The sequence below is a fragment of the Bradyrhizobium sp. NAS80.1 genome (genome assembly GCF_001908205.1).
Lineage (GTDB): Bacteria > Pseudomonadota > Alphaproteobacteria > Rhizobiales > Xanthobacteraceae > Bradyrhizobium.
Genome location: NZ_LGHL01000211.1, coordinates 1 through 18,376 on the forward strand (window position 1 = coordinate 1; position 18,376 = coordinate 18,376).

Genomic DNA, 18,376 nt, shown 5'->3' on the forward strand with positions numbered 1-18,376 from the left:
GGATGCCCGCCTGCCGCGCTGCGCGAGCCGCGCGGCTGAGCGCCGTGCGCGCATCTTTCGTTCTGAGCCGCCTGATCGCGATGCCGGCGACGACGAGCTCGCGGACGGCCTGAGACGCAGGCGGGAGCGGGGAGGCCTTGAGCTCGGCCAGCGTGCGCTCGGCCTCGTCGACGCGTCCGACGAGGAGAAGACGGCGGGCCTCGATATGGCCCGCATGCGCCGCATTGGCGAGATCGCCGTGCTTTTCGAGCGTCGCCCGCGCGCCCGCAAGCGTCTTGGCCGGCCAATTCAGGTCGCGTGAGACGAGCGCGATCTCGGCTTCGGCCACCACGCATCTGGCGCGCGCGACCGCCTCGCGCGGACCGAACGCGCGTGCGGCGCTCCGCAGCAGCGTCTTCGCCTTCGCGAGATCGCCGAGCTGCGCCATCGCGATGCCGCGCAGCGCCAGCGACGGCGCATCGTTGCGCAGCGCCACGCGGTTCAGCGCGCCGAGCGGATCGCCGGCTTCGAGCGCGCGTGCTGCCGCCGTGATCAGCGACTCCATGACAATCCCGCCACACTTGTTACTCCCGCACGTCGATCGTCCGGTGCCACAAATAGCTCACGGCCGACGATGTGCGGCGAGGCGCGAGTGAATTCGCGTCTGTCACAGCGAGGCGCGGAACTCCCGCCCAAGCAAGAGGTTTCAAGAGCCATGACGACATCAGCGCAAAACGGACGAAACGACGGACAGACCGCCATGCAAACACCGCCAGTGGTATCGCCGCAGGACTGGGAGGCAGCCCGTCAGCAACTGCTCGTGAAGGAAAAGGCGCATACGCGGGCCCGCGACGCCCTGGCTGCCGAACGCCGGCGCATGCCGTGGATGGAAGTGGACAAAACCTATGCGTTCGAGGGGCCCGGCGGCAAGGTCAGTCTGCTCGATCTGTTCCAGGGCCGGCGGCAGTTGATCGTCTACCGGGCCTTCTTCGAGCCGGGCGTGTTCGGCTGGCCCGATCACGCCTGCCGGGGCTGCTCCATGGTGGCCGACCAGGTCGCCCATGTCTCGCACCTGAACGCCCGCGACACCACGCTCGTGTTCGCCTCGCGCGCGCCGCAGGCCGACATCATCAGGCTGAAGAAGCGGATGGGCTGGACCATGCCGTGGGTGACCATCACCGACAGCTTCGACGCCGACTTCGGCGTGGACGAATGGCACGGGACGAACGTGTTCTACCACGACGGCGACCGCGTGTTCCGTACCTACTTCGTCAAGAGCCGTGGCGACGAGCAGATGGGCGGCACCTGGAACTATCTCGACATCACGCCGCTCGGCCGGCAGGAGGTGTGGGAGGACTCGCCGAAGGGCTATCCGCAGACGCCGACCTACAAATGGTGGAACTGGCACGACAGCTACGCGGAAGGCGCGGCGCCGGACAAGAAGTGGGTGGAGATCTCGGACGCCGGCGAGAAGGCGTTCCGCGAGGAGTCCGCGGGCGCAAGGAAGTGACCAGTCCTGTCAGCGTGTCCGCCGGCGTCAGCCGCGACGGCGTCGTGGCCGCGCGTCACATCGCGAGGTGGCTCGGCCTCGCGGCCGCGCCGACCTTCGCGATCATGGCCCTGCTGACGGCCGTGTTGGGCGGTCCGGCGGACATGCTCTGCTCCGGCGAACACGGGTCTTTGCTGAGCGGGATGGTGCCGATGTATCTCCTGATGAGCGCGTTTCATTCGACCGCGTGGCTGAAGCTGATTGCGGAGCGGCGCGTCGTCGGTCGATAAGCGCCTGCCAAATGAAAACGGCCCCGATTTCGTCGGGGCCGCTCAACACTCGAACCTGTTTGAAACTCAGCGCGTGGCGCCGCCGAGATCCGCGCGGCGTTCCGTCATCGGCAGCACGATCACCTTGGCGCCGACATTGACGCGGGAATAGAGGTCGGTGACGTCCTCATTCGTCAGGCGGATGCAGCCGGAGGAGACGTGCTTGCCGATGGTGTCGGGCGCGTTGGTGCCGTGGATGCGGTAGATGGTGCCGCCGAGATACATGGCGCGCGCGCCGAGCGGGTTGCCGGGACCGCCGGCCATGTGGCGCGGCAGATAGGGTTGGCGGGCGATCATCTCCGGCGGCGGGGTCCAATCCGGCCACTCCGCCTTCTTGGTCACCGACTGCGTGCCGGACCACGTGAAGCCGTCGCGGCCGACGCCGATGCCGTAGCGCATGGCCTGGCCGTTGCCGAGCACATAATAGAGATAGGTGTTGGGCGTATCGATGATGATGGTGCCCGGCGCTTCGCGCGTCGCATAAGAGACGGTCTGGCGGCGGAAGCGGGCCGGCATCTCGACCGTGTCCTGATCCTCGGAGGGCGCGGCCTGGTAGGGCGTCGCCTGATAGGGCTGGTAAGGTTGCGGCGCAGCCATCGGCGGCAGCGGCTGGAGGAAGGGGAAGAGCTGCACGGGCGCGGCCTTGGCCGGACCGGCGAATGCGATTGCGGAGATTGCAACTGCGCCAAAAGCAACGGCGCGCGAATACGTCTTGAACGTGTCCAGATTGAACATTGATCGCCCCTGTTTGCGCGGTGTTTTTGGTCACCCGGCACCGTTTCGATGCTCCGTTGCCCAAGTCACTAACGGCAAGAAGTTTCGGGACGTTTGCGCGAAAAGCCGAAAACGGTTTCGTCGCGGAAAGGATTGTTTCATGACAGTTTCGTGGCCGCGCGGGCTCGTTAACGAACAAAACAGTGGGCCGACACTTCTGTGACGTCACACGCCTGAAATATCCTTCGTTGATGGTCCTAACCCGAGAATCATCAAACTCTCGGGATTCCCCATGCGGGTATTAATCGCGACAGACGCCTGGCATCCGCAGGTTAACGGTGTGGTGCGGACGCTGACGTCGCTGGCGAACGCGGCCAAGGCCCTCGATGTCGAGATCGACTTCCTCAACCCGGAGGGCTTTCCGTCCTGGCCGCTGCCGACCTATCCGGGCCTGCGCATCGCGCTGCCCACGGCTAAGGAGATCGCGCGGCGGATCGAGAAGGCCGCGCCCGAGGCGCTCCACATCGCGACCGAGGGCCCGATCGGCTGGGCCGCGCGCGCCTATTGCCGCCGCAACCGACTCGCCTTCACCACCTCCTACACCACGCGCTTTCCGGAGTATGTCTCGGTGCGAACCGGCATCCCGGCCGCCGTTGGTTACGCGGTGCTGCGCCACTTCCACGATGCCGCCGCGATGACCATGGTGGCGACGCCCTCGCTGCGGCAGGAGCTCTCCGAGCGCGGCTTCAAGCGGCTCGGCTTCTGGACGCGCGGTGTTAACACCGAGCTGTTCCACCCCGACACTCCGGCAAATCTCGACCTGCAGCGACCGATCTTCATGACCATGGGACGCGTGGCGGTGGAGAAGAATCTCGAAGCGTTCCTCTCGCTCGATCTGCCCGGTACCAAGGTCGTCGTCGGCGACGGTCCGCAGAAGGCGGCGCTCGAAAAGAAATATCCGGACGCCGTCTTCCTCGGCGAGAAGAAGGGCGCGGATCTCACGGCGCATCTCGCGGCTGCCGACGTCTTTGTCTTCCCGAGCCTGACCGACACGTTCGGCGTGGTGCAGCTCGAAGCGCTCGCCTGCGGCACGCCGGTTGCGGCCTTTCCGGTCACGGGACCGAAGGATGTCATCGCCGATCATCCGATCGGCGCGATCGACCATGATCTGCGTACCGCTTGCCTGCGCGCGCTCACCATGTCGCGCGAGACTTGCCGTAACTTCGCGCTGGAGCGCTCCTGGGAAAACAGCGCGCGCCAGTTCGTCGGAAATCTCACGTCACTTCAGCCCAGCCGCATCCTGCGCGCCTCGCCGGTCATGGCGCGGCGGCCGGTGCGCGGTTGACCGTACCTTTGACCCACAGCGAGAACCTCATCGATGGCTAAGATCATGAACCTTGACGGCACCCAGCAGCTTGACCTCACCCGTGGCACGGTCGAGCAGGCCTATGACCGCTGGGCGCCCGTCTACGATCTCGTGTTCGGCGGCGTGTTCGCAAAGGGCCGGCAGGCCGCGATCGCGGCCACCAACAAGATCGGTGGTCGTGTGCTCGAGGTCGGCGTCGGCACCGGCATCTCGCTGCCGCTCTATGCACCCAACCTGCGCATCTTCGGCACCGATATTTCGGAGGCGATGCTCGACAAGGCGCGCCGCCGCGTGACGGCGCAGAAGCTGAAGAACGTCGAGGGCCTCGCGGTGATGGACGCCGAGAAGCTCGAATTCCCCGACAACTCCTTCGACGTCGTGATGGCGCAGTACGTCGTCACCGCGGTGCCGAATCCGGAGAAGGCGCTCGACGAATTCGCCCGCGTGCTGCGCCCGGGCGGCGAGCTGATCATCCTCACCCGCGTCAGTGCCGACACCGGCATGCGCCGCTTCATCGAGCAGAAGCTTCAGCCGGTGGTGCGTCCGCTTGGCTTCCGCACCGCCGAGTTCGCCTGGTCGCGTTATGCGAAGTGGCTGGCCGGTACCAACGGCATCGAGCTCGCTGAGCGCCGCTTGATTCCGCCGCTCGGCCATTTCTCGCTGGTGCGCTTCCGCAAGGTCGACGTCGCCAAGGCGGCTTGATCCGAAGCTCACGCGTCGCGTGCGTCATCGCGCCGCTGCACATTGTCATATGACAAAATGATGATGTCACACGGCGTACATCGAATCCCTGTAATCCCGTACCCGAAAGCATTTTGGGGGAGAGCATGATCAAGAATTATCTCGAGCAGCTGCGGATCCAGCGCTGGGATGACCATCGCTACTATCACCACAGCCGCATCAATCAGAGCCTGCACTTCGTTAGTGCGCTGAGCTTTCTCTTCGCCTATGTCTGGTTGTTCATCGATCCCGTGATCTCGGGTCTGGTCGGCTGGCTGGTCTCGATGACCTCGCGCCAGGCCGGTCACTTCTTCTTCGAGCCGCACGGCTACGACCACATCAATCAGGCGACCCACGAGCACAAGGAAGAGATCAAGGTCGGCTACAACCTTCAGCGCAAGGTGGTGCTGATGGCGATCTGGGCGCTGTCGCCGCTGGTGCTGGTCGCCGATCCGACGCTGTTCGGCCTGTTCACGCCCTGGGCGAGCGCGACCGACTTCATGCGGCAGGTTGCCAAGATCTGGCTCGCGGTCGGTGCCGGCGGTCTTCTGTTCCGCACCGTGCACCTGTTCTTCATCCGCGACGTCGAGACCGGCCTCGTCTGGATGACCAAGATCCTGACCGACCCGTTCCACGATTTGATGCTCTATCGCAATGCGCCGATGGCGCTGATGCGCGGCGAGCTGATGGATCCCGGCCTGCACCTCAACCCCGAGCACACGCTGGGCCTGATCAGCGAGCCCACGCTCGATGAGCAGCACGCCTGAGCGCGCCGCTCACACAAAACACTCCGATGTCGATTGGTTACGTCATGCCCGGCCTTGTGCCGGGCATCCACGTCTTGGGGGCTCCTTCGCCTCTCCCCGCGCGCGGGGAGAGGCCGGAGCGCATCGCAGATGCGATCCGGGTGAGGGGGAGTCTCCGCGGGGGCGTTGCCAACGGATTGTCCGCTAACCCTCACCGCGCCCGCGGAGAGTCCCCCTCACCCCAACCCTCTCCCCGCAGGCGGGGAGAGGGGGAGGAGAGGTCATGCCCCGGAACGACGGTGAATGTGGTTGAAGGAAGCGCCTCAGCGCCCGAAGCGCTTGGCCAGCATCTCTTTCAGGATCTGTCGCTTGATGGTCTTGTTGGTGAGCACGCCATCGTGCCACCAGAAGCCGTCGGCCTTCATCTTTTTGGCTGCGCGGACGAAGCGCTCGGCGACTTCCGTGAAGTCGGCGTCGGTGTAGTTGAGGCTGAAGATCAGCCGGCCGGTGCCGACCCAGCTCAGCGACAGACCTTCGGCACGCAGGTAATATTGCAGCATCCAGTTGTAGCGGGACGGCGTGGTGTATTTCACCGTCCAGATCGACGAGAAGTTTGCGAACCGCACCGGCAGGTCGGCATCGGTCATCATCTGGTTGAGCTTCTGGACACGGCCGTTCCAGGTCGCCTCCAGCCCGTCATAGACGGCGCGGAAGTTCGGGCTGGCGAGACGGCTCAAGAACTCATCCATCGCCGTCATGACGTAGGGATGCGAGTTGAAGGTGCCGCGGGCGAAGCAGATGTCGGCGGGCCGGTCGTCGCGGAAGCGGCGCATCAACTCCTTCTTGCCGCAGACCACGCCGACCGGCAGGCCGCCGGCAAGGCTCTTGCCGTAGGTCACCATGTCGGCGCGTACGTCGAAATATTCCTGGGCGCCGCCGGCGGCGAGGCGGAAGCCGACGAAGACCTCGTCGAAGATCAGCACGATGCCACGCTCGGTGCAGACCTCGCGCAGCTTCTTCAGCCACTCGGTATAGGCCGCGCGGTCGAAATTGCCGCCGCGGGACGAATCGACCAGCGAGGAATCGCCGGGCGCGTTGGCGTTCGGATGCAGGCCCTGCAGCGGATTGACAAGCACGCAGGCGATGTCGCGGCGCGTGCGCAGCACGTGCAGCGTCTTCTGCGACATCTCGGCGAGGGTGTAGGTCTCGTGCGCGGCGATCGGGTTGCCGACGCCGGGCTGCACGTCGCCCCACCAGCCATGATAGGCGCCGGCGAAGCGGACGAGATGCGTGCGCCTGGTGTGGTAGCGCGCGAGCCGCACCGCCTGCATCACGGCCTCGGTGCCGGACATGTGGAAGGAGACCTCGTCAAGGCCGGAGATCTGGCAGAGCCGCGTCACATTCTCGAGAATGACGGGATGGTACGGACCGAGCACCGGTCCGAGCGCATGTGCGCGCTTCTCGGATCCCTCGATACACTCTTTGTAGAAGTCGTTGCCGAAGATGTTGACGCCGTAAGAGCCGGTGAGGTCGTAGGAGGTGTTGCCGTCGACATCCGTGACGGTGACGCCGCTCGAGGACTCCATGAAGGTCGAGGTGCCCAGGTGCTCGCGGACGAGGCGCGAGAACTGGAACGGCACGCGGTAGGTCTCGGTGAAGTTCAGATCGGAAATCTTCTCTGCCGCTTCCTTCGTCATCGCGCGGCCCTTGGGGTAGCGCTCGGCGTAAAGGCTGGCGAGGCGGAAGAAGCCGTCCTTGCGTTGCGCCGCGATGTTCGCCGGCGCCCCGTCGCAGGAAAAGTAGTCGTTGTCTCCGAACTCGTAGAACGGGATCAGCCGCGCCACCCGGCGCGACATCTTGGAATGCCCGGAGAGCGATCGGTGTTTGGCGCGGGACAACTCAATCCGCGCTTTCAGCTTCGGGAAGGCGGCGGCAGCGGACGCTGCGGCGGCCACGGAAAATGAGAGAATCGGGAGTGTCGTTTCCATGACAACAAGCGCTAACCTTGCGAGCTGACAGATTCATGACAGTCAAAGCCCTCATCGCCTCTTTCACCCAGCAGGAAGACCTCAACTTCCTGTTGACCAACCGCATCCCCCGCGCGGCCCTGACCCGTTTCATGGGCTGGTTTTCCAAGATCGAGAACCCGCTCGTGCGGGACGGCTCGATCGCGCTGTGGAAGCTGTTCTCCGACCTCGATCTGTCCGAGGCGCGCAAGGACCATTTCAAGAGCTTGCACGATTGCTTCACCCGGGAGCTCAAACCGGGCCTGCGCCCGTTCGATCCCGATCCTGCGGTCGTCTCTAGCCCGTCCGACGGTATTGTCGGCGCCCATGGCCGGATCGCCGACACCGAGCTGTTCCAGGTCAAGGGCGCACCTTATTCGCTGCTCGACCTCGTCGGCGATTCCGCGCTGGTTAATCAGCATCGCAACGGCTCCTTCGTGACGCTGCGGCTGACGTCGAGCATGTATCACCGCTTCCACGCGCCCTATGACGCGCATATCGAACGCGTCACGCTGATCCATGGCGACGTCTGGAACGTCAATCCGATCGCGCTGAAGAGGGTGGAGCGTCTGTTCTGCAAGAACGAGCGCGCGGTGATCCGTACGCATTTGCCGACCGGTGAGGCCGTGACGCTGGTGCCGGTTGCCGCGATCCTGGTTGCGAGCATCCGCCTGCACTTCCTCGACATGGTGCTGAACGCGCAGACCAAGGGACCGGTCAACTTTCCTTGCGACGTCAACGTGACCAAGGGCGAGGAGCTTGGCTGGTTCGAGCACGGCTCGACCATCATCATTCTGGCGCCGGGCGATTTTACCTTTTGCGACGGTATCGCCGAAGGCACGCGTATTCGCGCAGGTCAAGCACTGCTAAGGAGAAGGTAACCTTCAATCCGCCGCGCCCGCCGCCTATGTCGACGGCGGGGACGATTCGACGACACGGATTTGATGATGGCACGGGCGCCGGTTATGGCAGCGGGTGGTATTGTGCTGCGGCGTGGCGCCTCGCCGCTGATCGCGGTCGTGCGCCAGCGCAAGCGCAACGAGTGGGTCTTGCCCAAGGGCAAGCTCGACGCCGGTGAGACTCCGAAGGAAGCGGCTCACCGCGAGGTGATGGAGGAGACCGGCCACGACGTTGCCATGCACGAATTCCTGGGCACGCTCGTCTATCAGTCCGGCGGGCGCTCGAAAGTCGTGCATTTCTGGCGCATGGAGGCCGAGGGCGGTCCCGTCCGCAAGCTGATGAACGACATCAAGGCGGTCGACTGGCTGACGCTGGACGACGCAATCGGACGCCTGTCGCGCGAATATGAGCGCGCGTTCCTGATCGAGGTCGGCCCGATCGCGCTCGCAGCCGCAGGGCTGGCGCCTTCACCCGTTCGCAAGCCGACGCGTTCGCCAGCAACCGACGACATCGATGCAGCCTTGCAGACCCTGACACCGGCCGCCGCCGTCTCGGTCGATGAATTTCGGCAGGGCTTGTTGAAAAAGGTCAGGGCGTGGCTGCGGGGCGAGGCGTGAGGTCTCGTCGCGCCGCTTGTGCGTGAGGCAGCATCCACGCGTTAATGCGTTTGGGAGAACGCCAGCTCGTTCCAGGTCGTCATTGCGAGCGCAGCGAAGCAATCCAGAGTCCCTCCACGGAAAGATTCTGGATTGCATCGCTGCGCTCGCAATGACGGAGGGGAGGAGGCTGAGCGAGCTTCTTTCGCACTATTTCCGCGGAAGCAGTCTCTCACTTCAACCTCTTCCCGAAACAACGGGGTGAGGGAGCCGCACCGGCAACGCGGCGTGCTCCATGCTCTACCGCCGCTCTTTCTTTTCCTTCGGAGCCGGCGCTGGCCTTCGCGGCGCCGCAGGGCGTTGCACGCCAGGCGGGCGCTGCTGGAATCCGCCTGGGCGCTGCATGCCTGGCTGTTGCGCCGCGGGCGGCTGACCCGGCTGCATGCCGGTGCGCGGCTGTTGCGGCTGCGGGCCGCGCTGCTGCGGATTGGTCCCGCCCGGCTGCGGCGGCACGGCTCCGCCCGGCTGTGCTGGAATCTGTCCACCGCGGTGCGGCGGGGTTTGCGGCGCGCCGTTCGGCTGGGTACCTTGTTGAGGGCCTTGTCCAGCACGCGGCGCGTCTGTTGGACGTCCAGCACCTTGCTGCTGGCCGGATTTCTGCTGTCCCTGCTGGCCTCGTGGCTGCTGGCCCTGACCCGCGCGCGGCGTACCCGGCTGCGTCGCGCCTCCTTGTCCCTGTCGCTGCGGCGGCTGGGCACCTTGGCGGTTCGGCGCGCCCGGCTGCTGCTGACCCCGACGGTTGTTCTGGTCGGGCTGGCCGTTCGGCCGCTGCGGCTGCTGACCCGGCGCCGTGTTCGGCCGCAATTGCTGCTGCTGCGGCTGGAACGGCCGCGGGATGCGCGGGCTCGCGGTCGGATTGGCGCGGCGGAAGTCGCGCTGCTCGGTGACGATCTGCCGGCCCGCGGTCTGAGCCAGATGCACCTGGCTGACGAAGCCGCGGTCACGCGCGATCTGCTGCGGCGGGATCGTGATCGGCACCGCGGCAAAGCGCATGACACCGCCGGGACTGGCTGCGCCCGGTCGGATCGCAAAGCCACTTGATCCCTGCGTCAGCGCACCGAGCCGTGTACCGCTGGCGCGGTCGTCGACGTCGATGTGCCCGACGCGGCCGTCGGCATCCGGATAGAGCTTGATGTTGACGTTGTTGGTGCTGTTTGCGGCCGCGCCTTCCGGAACGTCGACAACGCCGGTGGTGCCGCGGATGCCGAGCGTCGCTGTCGGGGTCGCGATCTTCATGTCGCCGGTCTTCGCCACCGCGGCTGCGACGAAGGCGACCGTGCCTTTGCCGATGTCGAAGATCGCCGAATTCTGCTTTCCGCCGTCCTCATAGACATAAGTGTCGATGGTGATCTTGGCGCTGGCGGAGAGGTTGAACGTGGTCGCGTCGTTGAAGGTGATGCCGAGCGAAGAGTTCGACGAGGTCTGCACGACGTCGTTGAGGTAGATGTCGTCGCGCACCTTGAGTGGATACGAATTCCTGTCGCGGATCACGGTGGCGATCCCCGTCACGGTCGCGACGTTGCCGATCGGCTCGACGGCGGGTTGCGCGTCGGTCGCGGGGGTCGGCGAGGCCGAAGGCGTCGGGGACGATGCGGGTGTCGGGGAGGCGGCGGGCACCGGCTGCGCTTGTGGCTGTGCTTGTGGCTGTGCTTGGGCAAGCTCGATTGTATCGGAAGCAGATGCCGCGCTTGCGCCGGCCAGCGACAAGGCCAGCAGCGGAAGCGCGAAGACGACGCGGCGCCAGGCTACCATCAAAATCACAAGGAGGTCCCGGAGAGAATGCGAGGCGAGATCGGCAGATTTCAGCCGGGGGCAGCTGAATGGCGGATGAACGTGTGTCGCACGGGAGCAGCGAATGTTCAAACGACGCTCTCTCCCCTCATGGTGAGGAGCGCGCTCTTGCGCGCGTCTCGAACCATGCAGACCCGGGCCTCGCCCTTCGAGACGCCTGCTGCGCAGGCTCCTCAGGGTGAGGAGATAAAGTGAGGTTGTCGCGCGTAGTCCCGGGCCGATGCTTTGCATCGCCCGGGATAATGATCGTTCAGGATGACGCCTTCGGCGTCAGCTCACGCGCTTCCAGGTCTGGCCGCCGCAGAACATGCCGCCGAAGGCGCAGCCCTGCACGCGCATCGCATTCGGGCCCTTCATCGCGATGGTCGAGTCGTAATTGCGGCCGGAGTTGGGATCGTGGATGCGGCCGCTCCACTTCGAGCCCTCGGGCTTCATGTTGATCAGGATGCGCTCGTTGGTCCTCTCGGCGTAACCGCAGAGATTGGCGCCGCACTGCTCGACGCGGACATTGCCCTTGTTCTCTTCGGTCGCCCACACGCCGATCGGTGTGTTTGCTGCCGGAGCAGGCGCGGCGGCAACCGGAGCCGGAGCGGGCGCGGGCGCGACTGCGACCGGTGCGGGCGCAGTAGCGGGGGCAGGGGCTGCAACAGGCGCCGGCTGCGTCGTCGAATCGGGGCTGACGGATGGAGCGGCTGCGACGGTCGCAGCTGGAGCGGCAACCGCAGGCGCGGCCGGCGCGGTTGCCTGGACCGGCGCCGGTTGCACGGGCTGCTGCTGCTGCAGTGGAGCCGGCACTGGCTGCGCGATCGTGTTCGCCGGAGCTGGCGCGGTGTCGACGTCATCGTCCTTGGAGCCGCCGAGGCCGTTGAGGTTGATGTTGATGTTGTTCAGCTTGATCGGCTTGTTCGACAGGCCCGGCGCGACGATGGTCACGCAGTTCAGCGAAGCGCAGTTGCGCGGCGTCTCGATGCGGATGTGCTCGCCCTCGATCTGGAACGAGATCGAGTTGCCGGCATGCGCGACGGCGGTCGAAGCTAGGAAGAGCGCGGTGGTGGCGATGTAGAGCCTGTTCATGACAACCTCCCAAATGCGTGGTCCGGGTACAGACCGAAGTCGGTGAAGTCCCGAGCGTGGTTCGACCCTATGCCGGGTCCCTCCCACCTTCTGTGATAGACGTCACAACGGCCCCACCGCCGCCTGGGTGAGCCAGCGGACATTCAGTCGCGGTTCATGGGCGTAAATCGCGGCACCATCATGCGGGATGTCTGGATCGCGGTAGCGATCGTGCTTCTCGCGAACGGGATGGCTAAGCCAACAGCGCGAGCGCGCATCGCGCGGGGCCGGGCGATGGTGTGATGCGGTTGCTGGACTTAGATCATGCCGAGCACGATGGCGCCGACGAAGGCCATTGCGAGGTACGCGGCGACAACGCTCAGTTTCCCGGCGAACGTCATGAGGTCGCTCCCTATGTTCGGCCGCTTTGAGCGAACCGTTATGGTTAACAGAGAGTCTCCGTCCGTAAAAGTCAGCCCTGCTGTCGCGCATCCCGGGCAGGTGCGCGGGCCATCATGGTTAAAAAACACTGAAATCAACCCGTTGAAGAGTCTTTAAGCAAATTCACCGAACGTGCGCGCATGACGCGCGGAGTTCGTTTGTATCTCGTCGGCTCCATCGTCCTTGTTTCGCTTGCGGGTTGCGGACGTGGCTGGTTCCAGGCCGAACGTGAACCGTGGCGGGCCGAGGCGGAAGCCGCATGCCTGAAATCGGGCGCAGTGAAAGAGGGGCCCGATCTCGTCCGGATCGACCCGATCTCCGGGCCCGGCATGTGCGGCGCCGACTTTCCGCTGAAGGTCGCCGCCATTGGTGAAGCCTCGGGCAGCTATGGCTTTGCCGACGAGGAGTTGCGCCCGCCGGGGAACGTCGGCAACCAGCCGCGCTGGCCGGTGACGCAGCCGCGGTCGAACTATCCGCAGAGCCAGAACTATCCGGCGTCGTCCTATCCGCAACAGCCGAACTATCCTGAGAGCGCGGTGCGCCAGCCCTCCGGTTACGGCGCCTCGCCCGGCCCGATGTCGCTGAATGCGCCCGGCGTGGCGGCGCAGGAGGACGAGATCGACCTGCCGCCCGAGGGCACCGATGCCGCGGGCGCGGCGCGCTACATGAATGCGCCGAGCTATCCGGCGCGGCCGGCGCCTTACTCGCAGGCGCCCGCGCAGCAACCGCCGCCGCGTCTTGGTCCGGCGCAAGGCAATCCCGTCACCGCCGTCGGCACCGTCGCGGTGAAGCCGACCGCGACGCTGGCCTGCCCGATCGTGTCCGAGCTCGACCGCTGGCTTGCCGACACCGTGCAGCCGTCGGCGATGCGCTGGTTCGGCGTCCGCGTCGTCGAGATCAAGCAGATCTCCGCCTATTCCTGCCGCGGCATGAACGGTAATCCGCACGCTCACATCTCCGAGCACGCCTTCGGCAACGCGCTCGATATCGCCGGCTTCGTGCTCGCCGATGGCCGTCGCGTCACCGTGAAGGACGGATGGCGCGGCATGCCGGAAGAGCAGGGATTTTTGCGCGACGTGCAGTCGGGCGCGTGCGCGCATTTCACCACCGTGCTCGCGCCGGGCTCCAACGTCTATCACTACGATCACATCCATGTGGATCTGATGCGCCGTGCCAGCCGCCGCCTGATCTGCCAGCCGGCCGCCGTCTCCGGCGAAGAGGTCGCCGCGCGCGGGCGATCGCGCAGTCCTTACGCGAATGCGCGCGATCCCTTCGTGACCGGATCGCTCGGCCGCAAGGGCATGACGCGCAAGCACGAAGAAGACGAGTACGCGGACGATTAAGTGGACCCAACGTACCTTGTAGCCCGGATGAGCGCAGCGACATCCGGGATAGCATTCCCGCATATCGCTGCGCTCATGCGGGCTTCTGTAACGGGCCTCAGTTAGTCAATCCTTTTTTGCGTGATCTCGTCGCCGGGCACTTGCTTCTGTACGGGATCGGCGCGGTGGCCGTCGCCACCGCGTTGCCCATAACGCGCGATCAGGTGTTCGTACCGGCGCAGGACCCGGGCTGCAGAACGGCACCGCGACGTGTGAAACGCCGACAGGATGAAAGCGAAGAATCCCGGCCGCTCCGATTTTGCGAGCAACCCGCAAGCGTGACGAACGGATTCGGGAGAAGAACGAGTGCTGGTAATCATTTTGTCCTCCAATGTTGATCGGCCAGAAAGGGCCTGTCGAATTTTCAGCTCGTTGCAAAAGGCAGATCATCAACGGTCAAAAATGAATCGGGCCGATCGGCCGCTGCGATCAGGGCACGTTAACTGTGGGCAATGAGCCCGTAGGACGAATTGAGGCCCCGCTTTGCTGCAACTGCCCCAAGGCCGCGAGTGCGACGAAAACAGCAAATGCCAGGACAGTTCGCGCAGACAAGGTGGTCTCCTTGAAATCCCAAGGACGCCGGTGACCGGGTTTTGCGCCGCCCGCCAGATCAATTCCTGCTGTTGAATAGGCCAGGCGACGTTAGTGGCCGCGTGAATCCACCGTTATTGCAGCGTAAAAACTGCTCGCGATTCCGCAAAAACATGTAACGTGGCTTTCGGAGCGCGCTGGAAGCCTGCGGGAAGGCCTTGGATTTCAGGAAAGCCTTGGATTTGATGACGAACGGCGCACCTTCTCCGAGATTCCGCCTGAAGTTGCTGGGGGCATTCGAGCTCGTCGGGCCAGACGGCGTTGTTGACTTGTCCAGCAAGAAGCTTGCGGGGGTATTGGCCTATCTGGCTTGCAATGCCTCCCGGCCGTCACCGCGCGAGAAGCTGTCGGCGTTGCTGTGGGGGTCTTACTTTGACGCGCAGGCCAGGCAGAACCTGCGTCAGGCCCTCTTCCGGCTGCGCAAGGTGCTCGGCCAGGATGCGATGGGAGGTGACGGCGAGGTCGTATCGCTCGATCCGGCAGCGGTTTTCTGCGATGTCGCGCAGTTCGAGGCCTTGATCCGCGAGGGCAGCCGTGACGCGCTGACCGCGGCGGTCGACCTCTATCGAGGCCGGCTGATCGAGGACCTGACGGTCGGCGAAGAGGGCTGGAACGAGTGGCTCTCGGGCGAACGTAAGCGGCTGGATGAGCTCGCCCTTGGTGCCATGGTGAGGCTCGGCGATCAGGAGTTGGCGGTAGGCCGCGCCGAACATGCTTTGAAGGCTGGCCAGCGCGCCATTGCGCTGAACGACATGCGCGAGGACGCCCATCGATTGGTCGTGCGAGCGCTGGCCGCCACCGGACGGAAGGCCGAGGGGCTCAAGCATTATCAAAACCTCGTCGAGTTCCTCAAACGCGAGCTGAACACGGAGCCTGACGCAGCGACCAGGTCGCTCGCCGCCGAGCTGCGCAACATCCAGCCGCCCGGCGGATCGCCCGCGGTCAATGAGATCGCGCCGACACAGCCCGAGCCGGTGCTTCCGTTCGTTGATATGGGCGCGGGCCCTGAGCACCCCGCCGGCACCGAGAGCAACGTTGCGAGAGGCGACGAGGCATCATCTGCGACGATGGTCCGCTCTGGACCGGAGCGGCGGCCGCTGACAGTCCTGGTCTGCAATATCATCGGGTCGGTGCCGCTTTCGACGCGGCTCGACCCTGAGGACATGCACGATCTCATCGTCCTCTTCCATAAAGCGGTCGCCGACACGGCGTCGCGATTTGGCGGGTTTGTCGCCCAGTATCTCAGCGACGGGGTGCGTGTTTATTTCGGCTACCCGGCGGCTCACGAGCATGACGCCGAGCAGGCCGTGCGGGCGGGTGCTGCCATCATCGAAATCGTGGAAACCCTGAGAACGTCGTCCGCCGTGACCCTGCGGGCGAGCGTTGGCATCGCCACGGGTCTCGTCGTCGTCGACGAGAGGCCGGACAAAAGGCAACAGGTCGCGATCGGCGAGGCGCCAAACATTGCGGCGAAGTTGCAGGCCCTGGCATCGCCCGGCGAGGTCGTTATCGCCGCCAGCACGCATCGGCTGGTGGGGCGGATGTTCGACTGCCGCGCACTGGCTGCGATTGAAGTGGAGGGGTTGTCGCAGCCGGTCGAGGCGTGGAAGGTGCGCGGCGAGGCGGCAGGTGTCAGTCGCTTCGAAGCGCGGCGCCCCAGGGGGCAGTCGAAGCTCGTCGGCCGGCGGGACGAGATCGAGCTGCTGCTCCGCCGTTGGGATCAGGCCAAGGCTGGCGAGGGAAAGGTCGTGGTGCTTTCCGGCGAGCCCGGCATCGGCAAGTCGCGTATCGCTGAAAGTCTCCTGCTTGAACTGGGCGATCAGCCGCATGCGCGTCTTCGCTATTTCTGCTCGCCCCATCATACGCAGAGTCCACTCTACCCGCTGATCACGCAGCTCGAGCAAGCTGCCGGATTCGAACCCGGCAGCTCCCCCGAAGCGAAGCTCGACAAACTGGAGGTCATGCTCCGGCCGACGTCGAAAGATCTGCGACGCGACGTTGCGCTGGTCGCCGAGCTGATTGGAACGCCGGCGGACGAACGCTATCCGGCCCTGGACGTCAGTCCTCAGCAGAAACGAGAGATGACTCTCGCGGCACTGCTCGACCTGGTCGCAGGGGCGGCGGCGCTGCGCCCCCTGCTGATCGTATTCGAGGATGCTCACTGGATCGATCCGACCTCACAGGATCTGCTTGATCGAATGGTCGCCCGCATCGCCGGTCTGCCGGTGCTGCTGGTCGTCACGGTCCGGCCGGAGCTCAAGCCGAGCTGGGTCGGCGAGCCGCAAGTCTCGATGCTGGCCCTGAGCCGGCTCGGCCGCCGCGACAGTTCGGCCATCATTGCCGGCGTCGCCCGGGACAAGGCGCTGCCCGACGTGGTCGTCGAGCAGGTGCTTTCGCACACGGATGGCGTGCCGCTGTTCATCGAGGAATTGACCAGCAACCTGATCGAGAGCGGAGCTCTCCGCGAGACGGCCGCCGGCTACGAGCTCGACGGGCAACTCCCGAAGCTCGCCATCCCGACGACCTTGCAGGCCTCGCTGCTGGCGCGCCTCGATCGTTTCGCCTCGGTCAAGGATGTGGCGCAGATCGGTGCCGCGATTGGACGCGAATTCTCCCACGAGTTGATCGCGGCGGTGTCGCCTCTCGCCCCGAACGACCTCGATGCGGCGCTCGAGCGGTTGACGGAAGCCGGCCTCATTGCCCGACGTGGAACGCCGCCGGACGCGACCTATACGTTCAAGCATGCGCTGGTGCAGGATGCTGCTTACGACACGATGATCAGGAGCCGGCGGCGACCGCTGCATGCGAGCATCGCCAAAGGGCTGGTCGAGCGGTTTCCGGCGCTGGCCGAAAGCCTGCCTGAAGTCGTAGCCCATCACTTCACCGAGGCGGGGCTCACGGTCGAGGCGATCGCCTGCTGGCTCAAGGCGGGTCGGCTCGCATCCGCGCGATCCGCCAATCGCGAGGCCGTCAGCTCGCTTGAGCGGGCGCGGAGCCTCATCGACACATTGCCCGAGAGCCGCTCCAGGCTGGAGCAGGGCTACGATGTCCGTCTCGAGCTGCGTCCGGTGCTGCTCGAGCTCGGCCGAGGCGCGCAAATGCTGGAGTGCCTGCGCGAGGCAGAGGCGCTCGCCGATCAGCTAAACGATGACCGCCGGCGGGGCGGCGTCTATGGATTCATGACGGTGGTCTATTCGTTGGCCGGCGAGCTCGACCAGGCGCTCGCGGCCGGTTCGCGCGCACTGGAGGTTGCAGGGCGCCTGGACGATCTGCGGCTTCGTATCGTCGCCACCAGCCTTCTCCTGCAGGTGCACCACGCCATGGGGCACTATGACGAGGTGATCGAGCTCGCGACCGGCAATCTGGCTGCGTTGCCCGGCGAATGGGTCCATGAAACCCTTGGCCTTGGTGGCCCACCCTCGGTCTGGGATCGGGGCTGTCTGGTCCAGAGCCTTGCCGAGCGCGGCAGATTTGCCGAGGCGGCCGGCCACGAGGCCGAGATGCTCCGTCTCGCCGAGCTGAGCCAGCACTCCTTTACGATCAGCATGGCCAATTTCGCATCCAGCGTGCTCCACATCATCAAAGGCGACTGGGCCGAGGCGCACTCACGGATCGAACGCTGGGTCGCGCTGGCCCGAACGGGGAAATTCTCGTTCCATCTGTCCTGGGGTGTCGCCGCTTCATGCTGGCCGACAGCGCAACTCGGCGAACAGAACGAAGCATCAAACCGGATCACGGAGGCCGAGGCGCTCCTCGAACGCCTGGCCGCGGGCCGAATCCGTGCGTCTCTCGTCTGGTTCTATTGCTCGGTCGCGCGCGCTTGCCTGTTGCTCGGCCGGCTCGACGAGGCGAGGCGCCTCGGTTACCGTGCGCTCGACTTCTGCACGCTCCAACCCGGCTTCGAGGCCCATGCGCGGCATCTGCTCGGCGATGTAGCGACCCATCCCGATCGAATCGATGCCGAGCAAGGCGAAGCTCATTATCACTACGCGCTGGCGCTTGCCGAGCGGCTCGACATGGCGCCAATGATCGCGCATTGCCATTTCGGTCTCGCCAAAATCCGATTGCGCAGCGGCGCGCACGAGCAGGCGCAAGTGCATGTCGCGACGGCGGCGACGATGTATCGTGGCATGGGCATGACGCACTGGCTGGTGCAGGCGGAAGCGTTGCTGGCTCGACCGTAGCCCCGGCCACCGGAGCGCGGCGGGCCGAT

14 protein-coding genes and 1 pseudogene are annotated in these 18,376 nt (G+C 65.3%); 9 read left to right on the top strand and 6 right to left on the bottom strand.

Features of this window, described 5'->3' with window-relative positions:
• A pseudogene (locus tag AC629_RS36515) lies at nucleotides 1-544 on the bottom strand (helix-turn-helix domain-containing protein); the annotation flags it as partial.
• 150 nt (nucleotides 545-694) lie between these two features.
• Between AC629_RS36515 and AC629_RS36520 the strand changes: the two are divergent.
• Both AC629_RS36520 and AC629_RS36525 read left to right on the top strand, forming a co-directional pair.
• Complete coding sequence (locus tag AC629_RS36520) at nucleotides 695-1,489, top strand: DUF899 domain-containing protein (protein WP_084809589.1); 795 nt, start codon at nucleotides 695-697, stop codon at nucleotides 1,487-1,489.
• Nucleotides 1,486-1,758 carry a hypothetical protein gene (locus AC629_RS36525; RefSeq protein WP_084809590.1) on the top strand — a complete coding sequence of 91 codons (273 nt, stop codon included), beginning with the start codon at nucleotides 1,486-1,488 and terminating at the stop codon, nucleotides 1,756-1,758. Before AC629_RS36520 ends, AC629_RS36525 begins: the two co-directional genes overlap by 4 nt.
• A gap of 66 nt (nucleotides 1,759-1,824) precedes the next feature.
• Here AC629_RS36525 and AC629_RS36530 read toward each other — a convergent pair whose 3' ends face one another.
• Entirely contained in the window at nucleotides 1,825-2,532 is a 708-nt protein-coding gene (locus AC629_RS36530) for a L,D-transpeptidase (RefSeq protein WP_084809591.1), read from the bottom strand.
• A 271-nt stretch (nucleotides 2,533-2,803) separates the two neighbouring features.
• Between AC629_RS36530 and AC629_RS36535 the strand changes: the two genes are divergently transcribed.
• The 3 genes from AC629_RS36535 (at nucleotide 2,804) to AC629_RS36545 (ending at nucleotide 5,364) form a co-directional block, all read left to right on the top strand.
• A complete protein-coding gene (locus AC629_RS36535) occupies nucleotides 2,804-3,856 on the top strand; it encodes a glycosyltransferase family 4 protein (RefSeq protein WP_084809592.1) in 1,053 nt (350 codons plus the stop codon).
• Nucleotides 3,857-3,889: 33 nt separating this feature from the next.
• Nucleotides 3,890-4,579 carry a class I SAM-dependent methyltransferase gene (locus AC629_RS36540; RefSeq protein ID WP_084809593.1) on the top strand — a complete coding sequence of 230 codons (690 nt, stop codon included), beginning with the start codon at nucleotides 3,890-3,892 and terminating at the stop codon, nucleotides 4,577-4,579.
• A gap of 125 nt (nucleotides 4,580-4,704) precedes the next feature.
• On the top strand, nucleotides 4,705-5,364 hold the full coding sequence (locus AC629_RS36545) for a hypothetical protein (protein ID WP_084809594.1): 660 nt from the start codon (nucleotides 4,705-4,707) through the stop codon (nucleotides 5,362-5,364).
• A gap of 302 nt (nucleotides 5,365-5,666) precedes the next feature.
• On the opposite strand, the gene AC629_RS36550 is transcribed toward AC629_RS36545, so the two are convergent.
• Complete coding sequence (locus AC629_RS36550; protein ID WP_084809595.1) at nucleotides 5,667-7,331, bottom strand: aminotransferase class III-fold pyridoxal phosphate-dependent enzyme; 1,665 nt, start codon at nucleotides 7,329-7,331, stop codon at nucleotides 5,667-5,669.
• A 35-nt stretch (nucleotides 7,332-7,366) separates the two neighbouring features.
• Here AC629_RS36550 and asd point away from each other — a divergent pair, with 35 nt between their 5' ends.
• Both asd and AC629_RS36560 read left to right on the top strand, forming a co-directional pair.
• Nucleotides 7,367-8,230, top strand: a complete 864-nt coding sequence (asd, locus tag AC629_RS36555; protein ID WP_084809596.1) for an archaetidylserine decarboxylase — start codon at nucleotides 7,367-7,369, stop codon at nucleotides 8,228-8,230.
• Between the two features lie 66 nt (nucleotides 8,231-8,296).
• The gene (locus tag AC629_RS36560; RefSeq protein ID WP_084809651.1) at nucleotides 8,297-8,866 is read left to right on the top strand and encodes an NUDIX hydrolase; all 570 of its coding nucleotides are present in this window, start codon (nucleotides 8,297-8,299) and stop codon (nucleotides 8,864-8,866) included.
• Nucleotides 8,867-9,145: 279 nt separating this feature from the next.
• Here the strand turns inward: AC629_RS36560 and AC629_RS36565 are convergent, their stop codons facing one another.
• Both AC629_RS36565 and AC629_RS36575 read right to left on the bottom strand, forming a co-directional pair.
• Nucleotides 9,146-10,657 carry a FecR domain-containing protein gene (locus AC629_RS36565; protein ID WP_084809597.1) on the bottom strand — a complete coding sequence of 504 codons (1,512 nt, stop codon included), beginning with the start codon at nucleotides 10,655-10,657 and terminating at the stop codon, nucleotides 9,146-9,148.
• A gap of 309 nt (nucleotides 10,658-10,966) precedes the next feature.
• On the bottom strand, nucleotides 10,967-11,770 hold the full coding sequence (locus AC629_RS36575; RefSeq protein ID WP_084809599.1) for a DUF2147 domain-containing protein: 804 nt from the start codon (nucleotides 11,768-11,770) through the stop codon (nucleotides 10,967-10,969).
• A gap of 560 nt (nucleotides 11,771-12,330) precedes the next feature.
• Here AC629_RS36575 and AC629_RS36580 point away from each other — a divergent pair.
• Nucleotides 12,331-13,533: an extensin family protein gene (locus AC629_RS36580; RefSeq protein WP_084809600.1), complete on the top strand. Its 1,203-nt coding sequence runs from the start codon at nucleotides 12,331-12,333 to the stop codon at nucleotides 13,531-13,533.
• Between the two features lie 101 nt (nucleotides 13,534-13,634).
• On the opposite strand, the gene AC629_RS36585 is transcribed toward AC629_RS36580, so the two are convergent.
• Complete coding sequence (locus AC629_RS36585) at nucleotides 13,635-13,892, bottom strand: hypothetical protein (RefSeq protein WP_143199724.1); 258 nt, start codon at nucleotides 13,890-13,892, stop codon at nucleotides 13,635-13,637.
• A 540-nt stretch (nucleotides 13,893-14,432) separates the two neighbouring features.
• Here AC629_RS36585 and AC629_RS36590 point away from each other — a divergent pair.
• Nucleotides 14,433-18,347 (top strand): ATP-binding protein, encoded by a 3,915-nt coding sequence (locus AC629_RS36590; RefSeq protein ID WP_245332108.1) that lies wholly within the window; start codon nucleotides 14,433-14,435, stop codon nucleotides 18,345-18,347.
• Nucleotides 18,348-18,376: the final 29 nt, after the last annotated feature.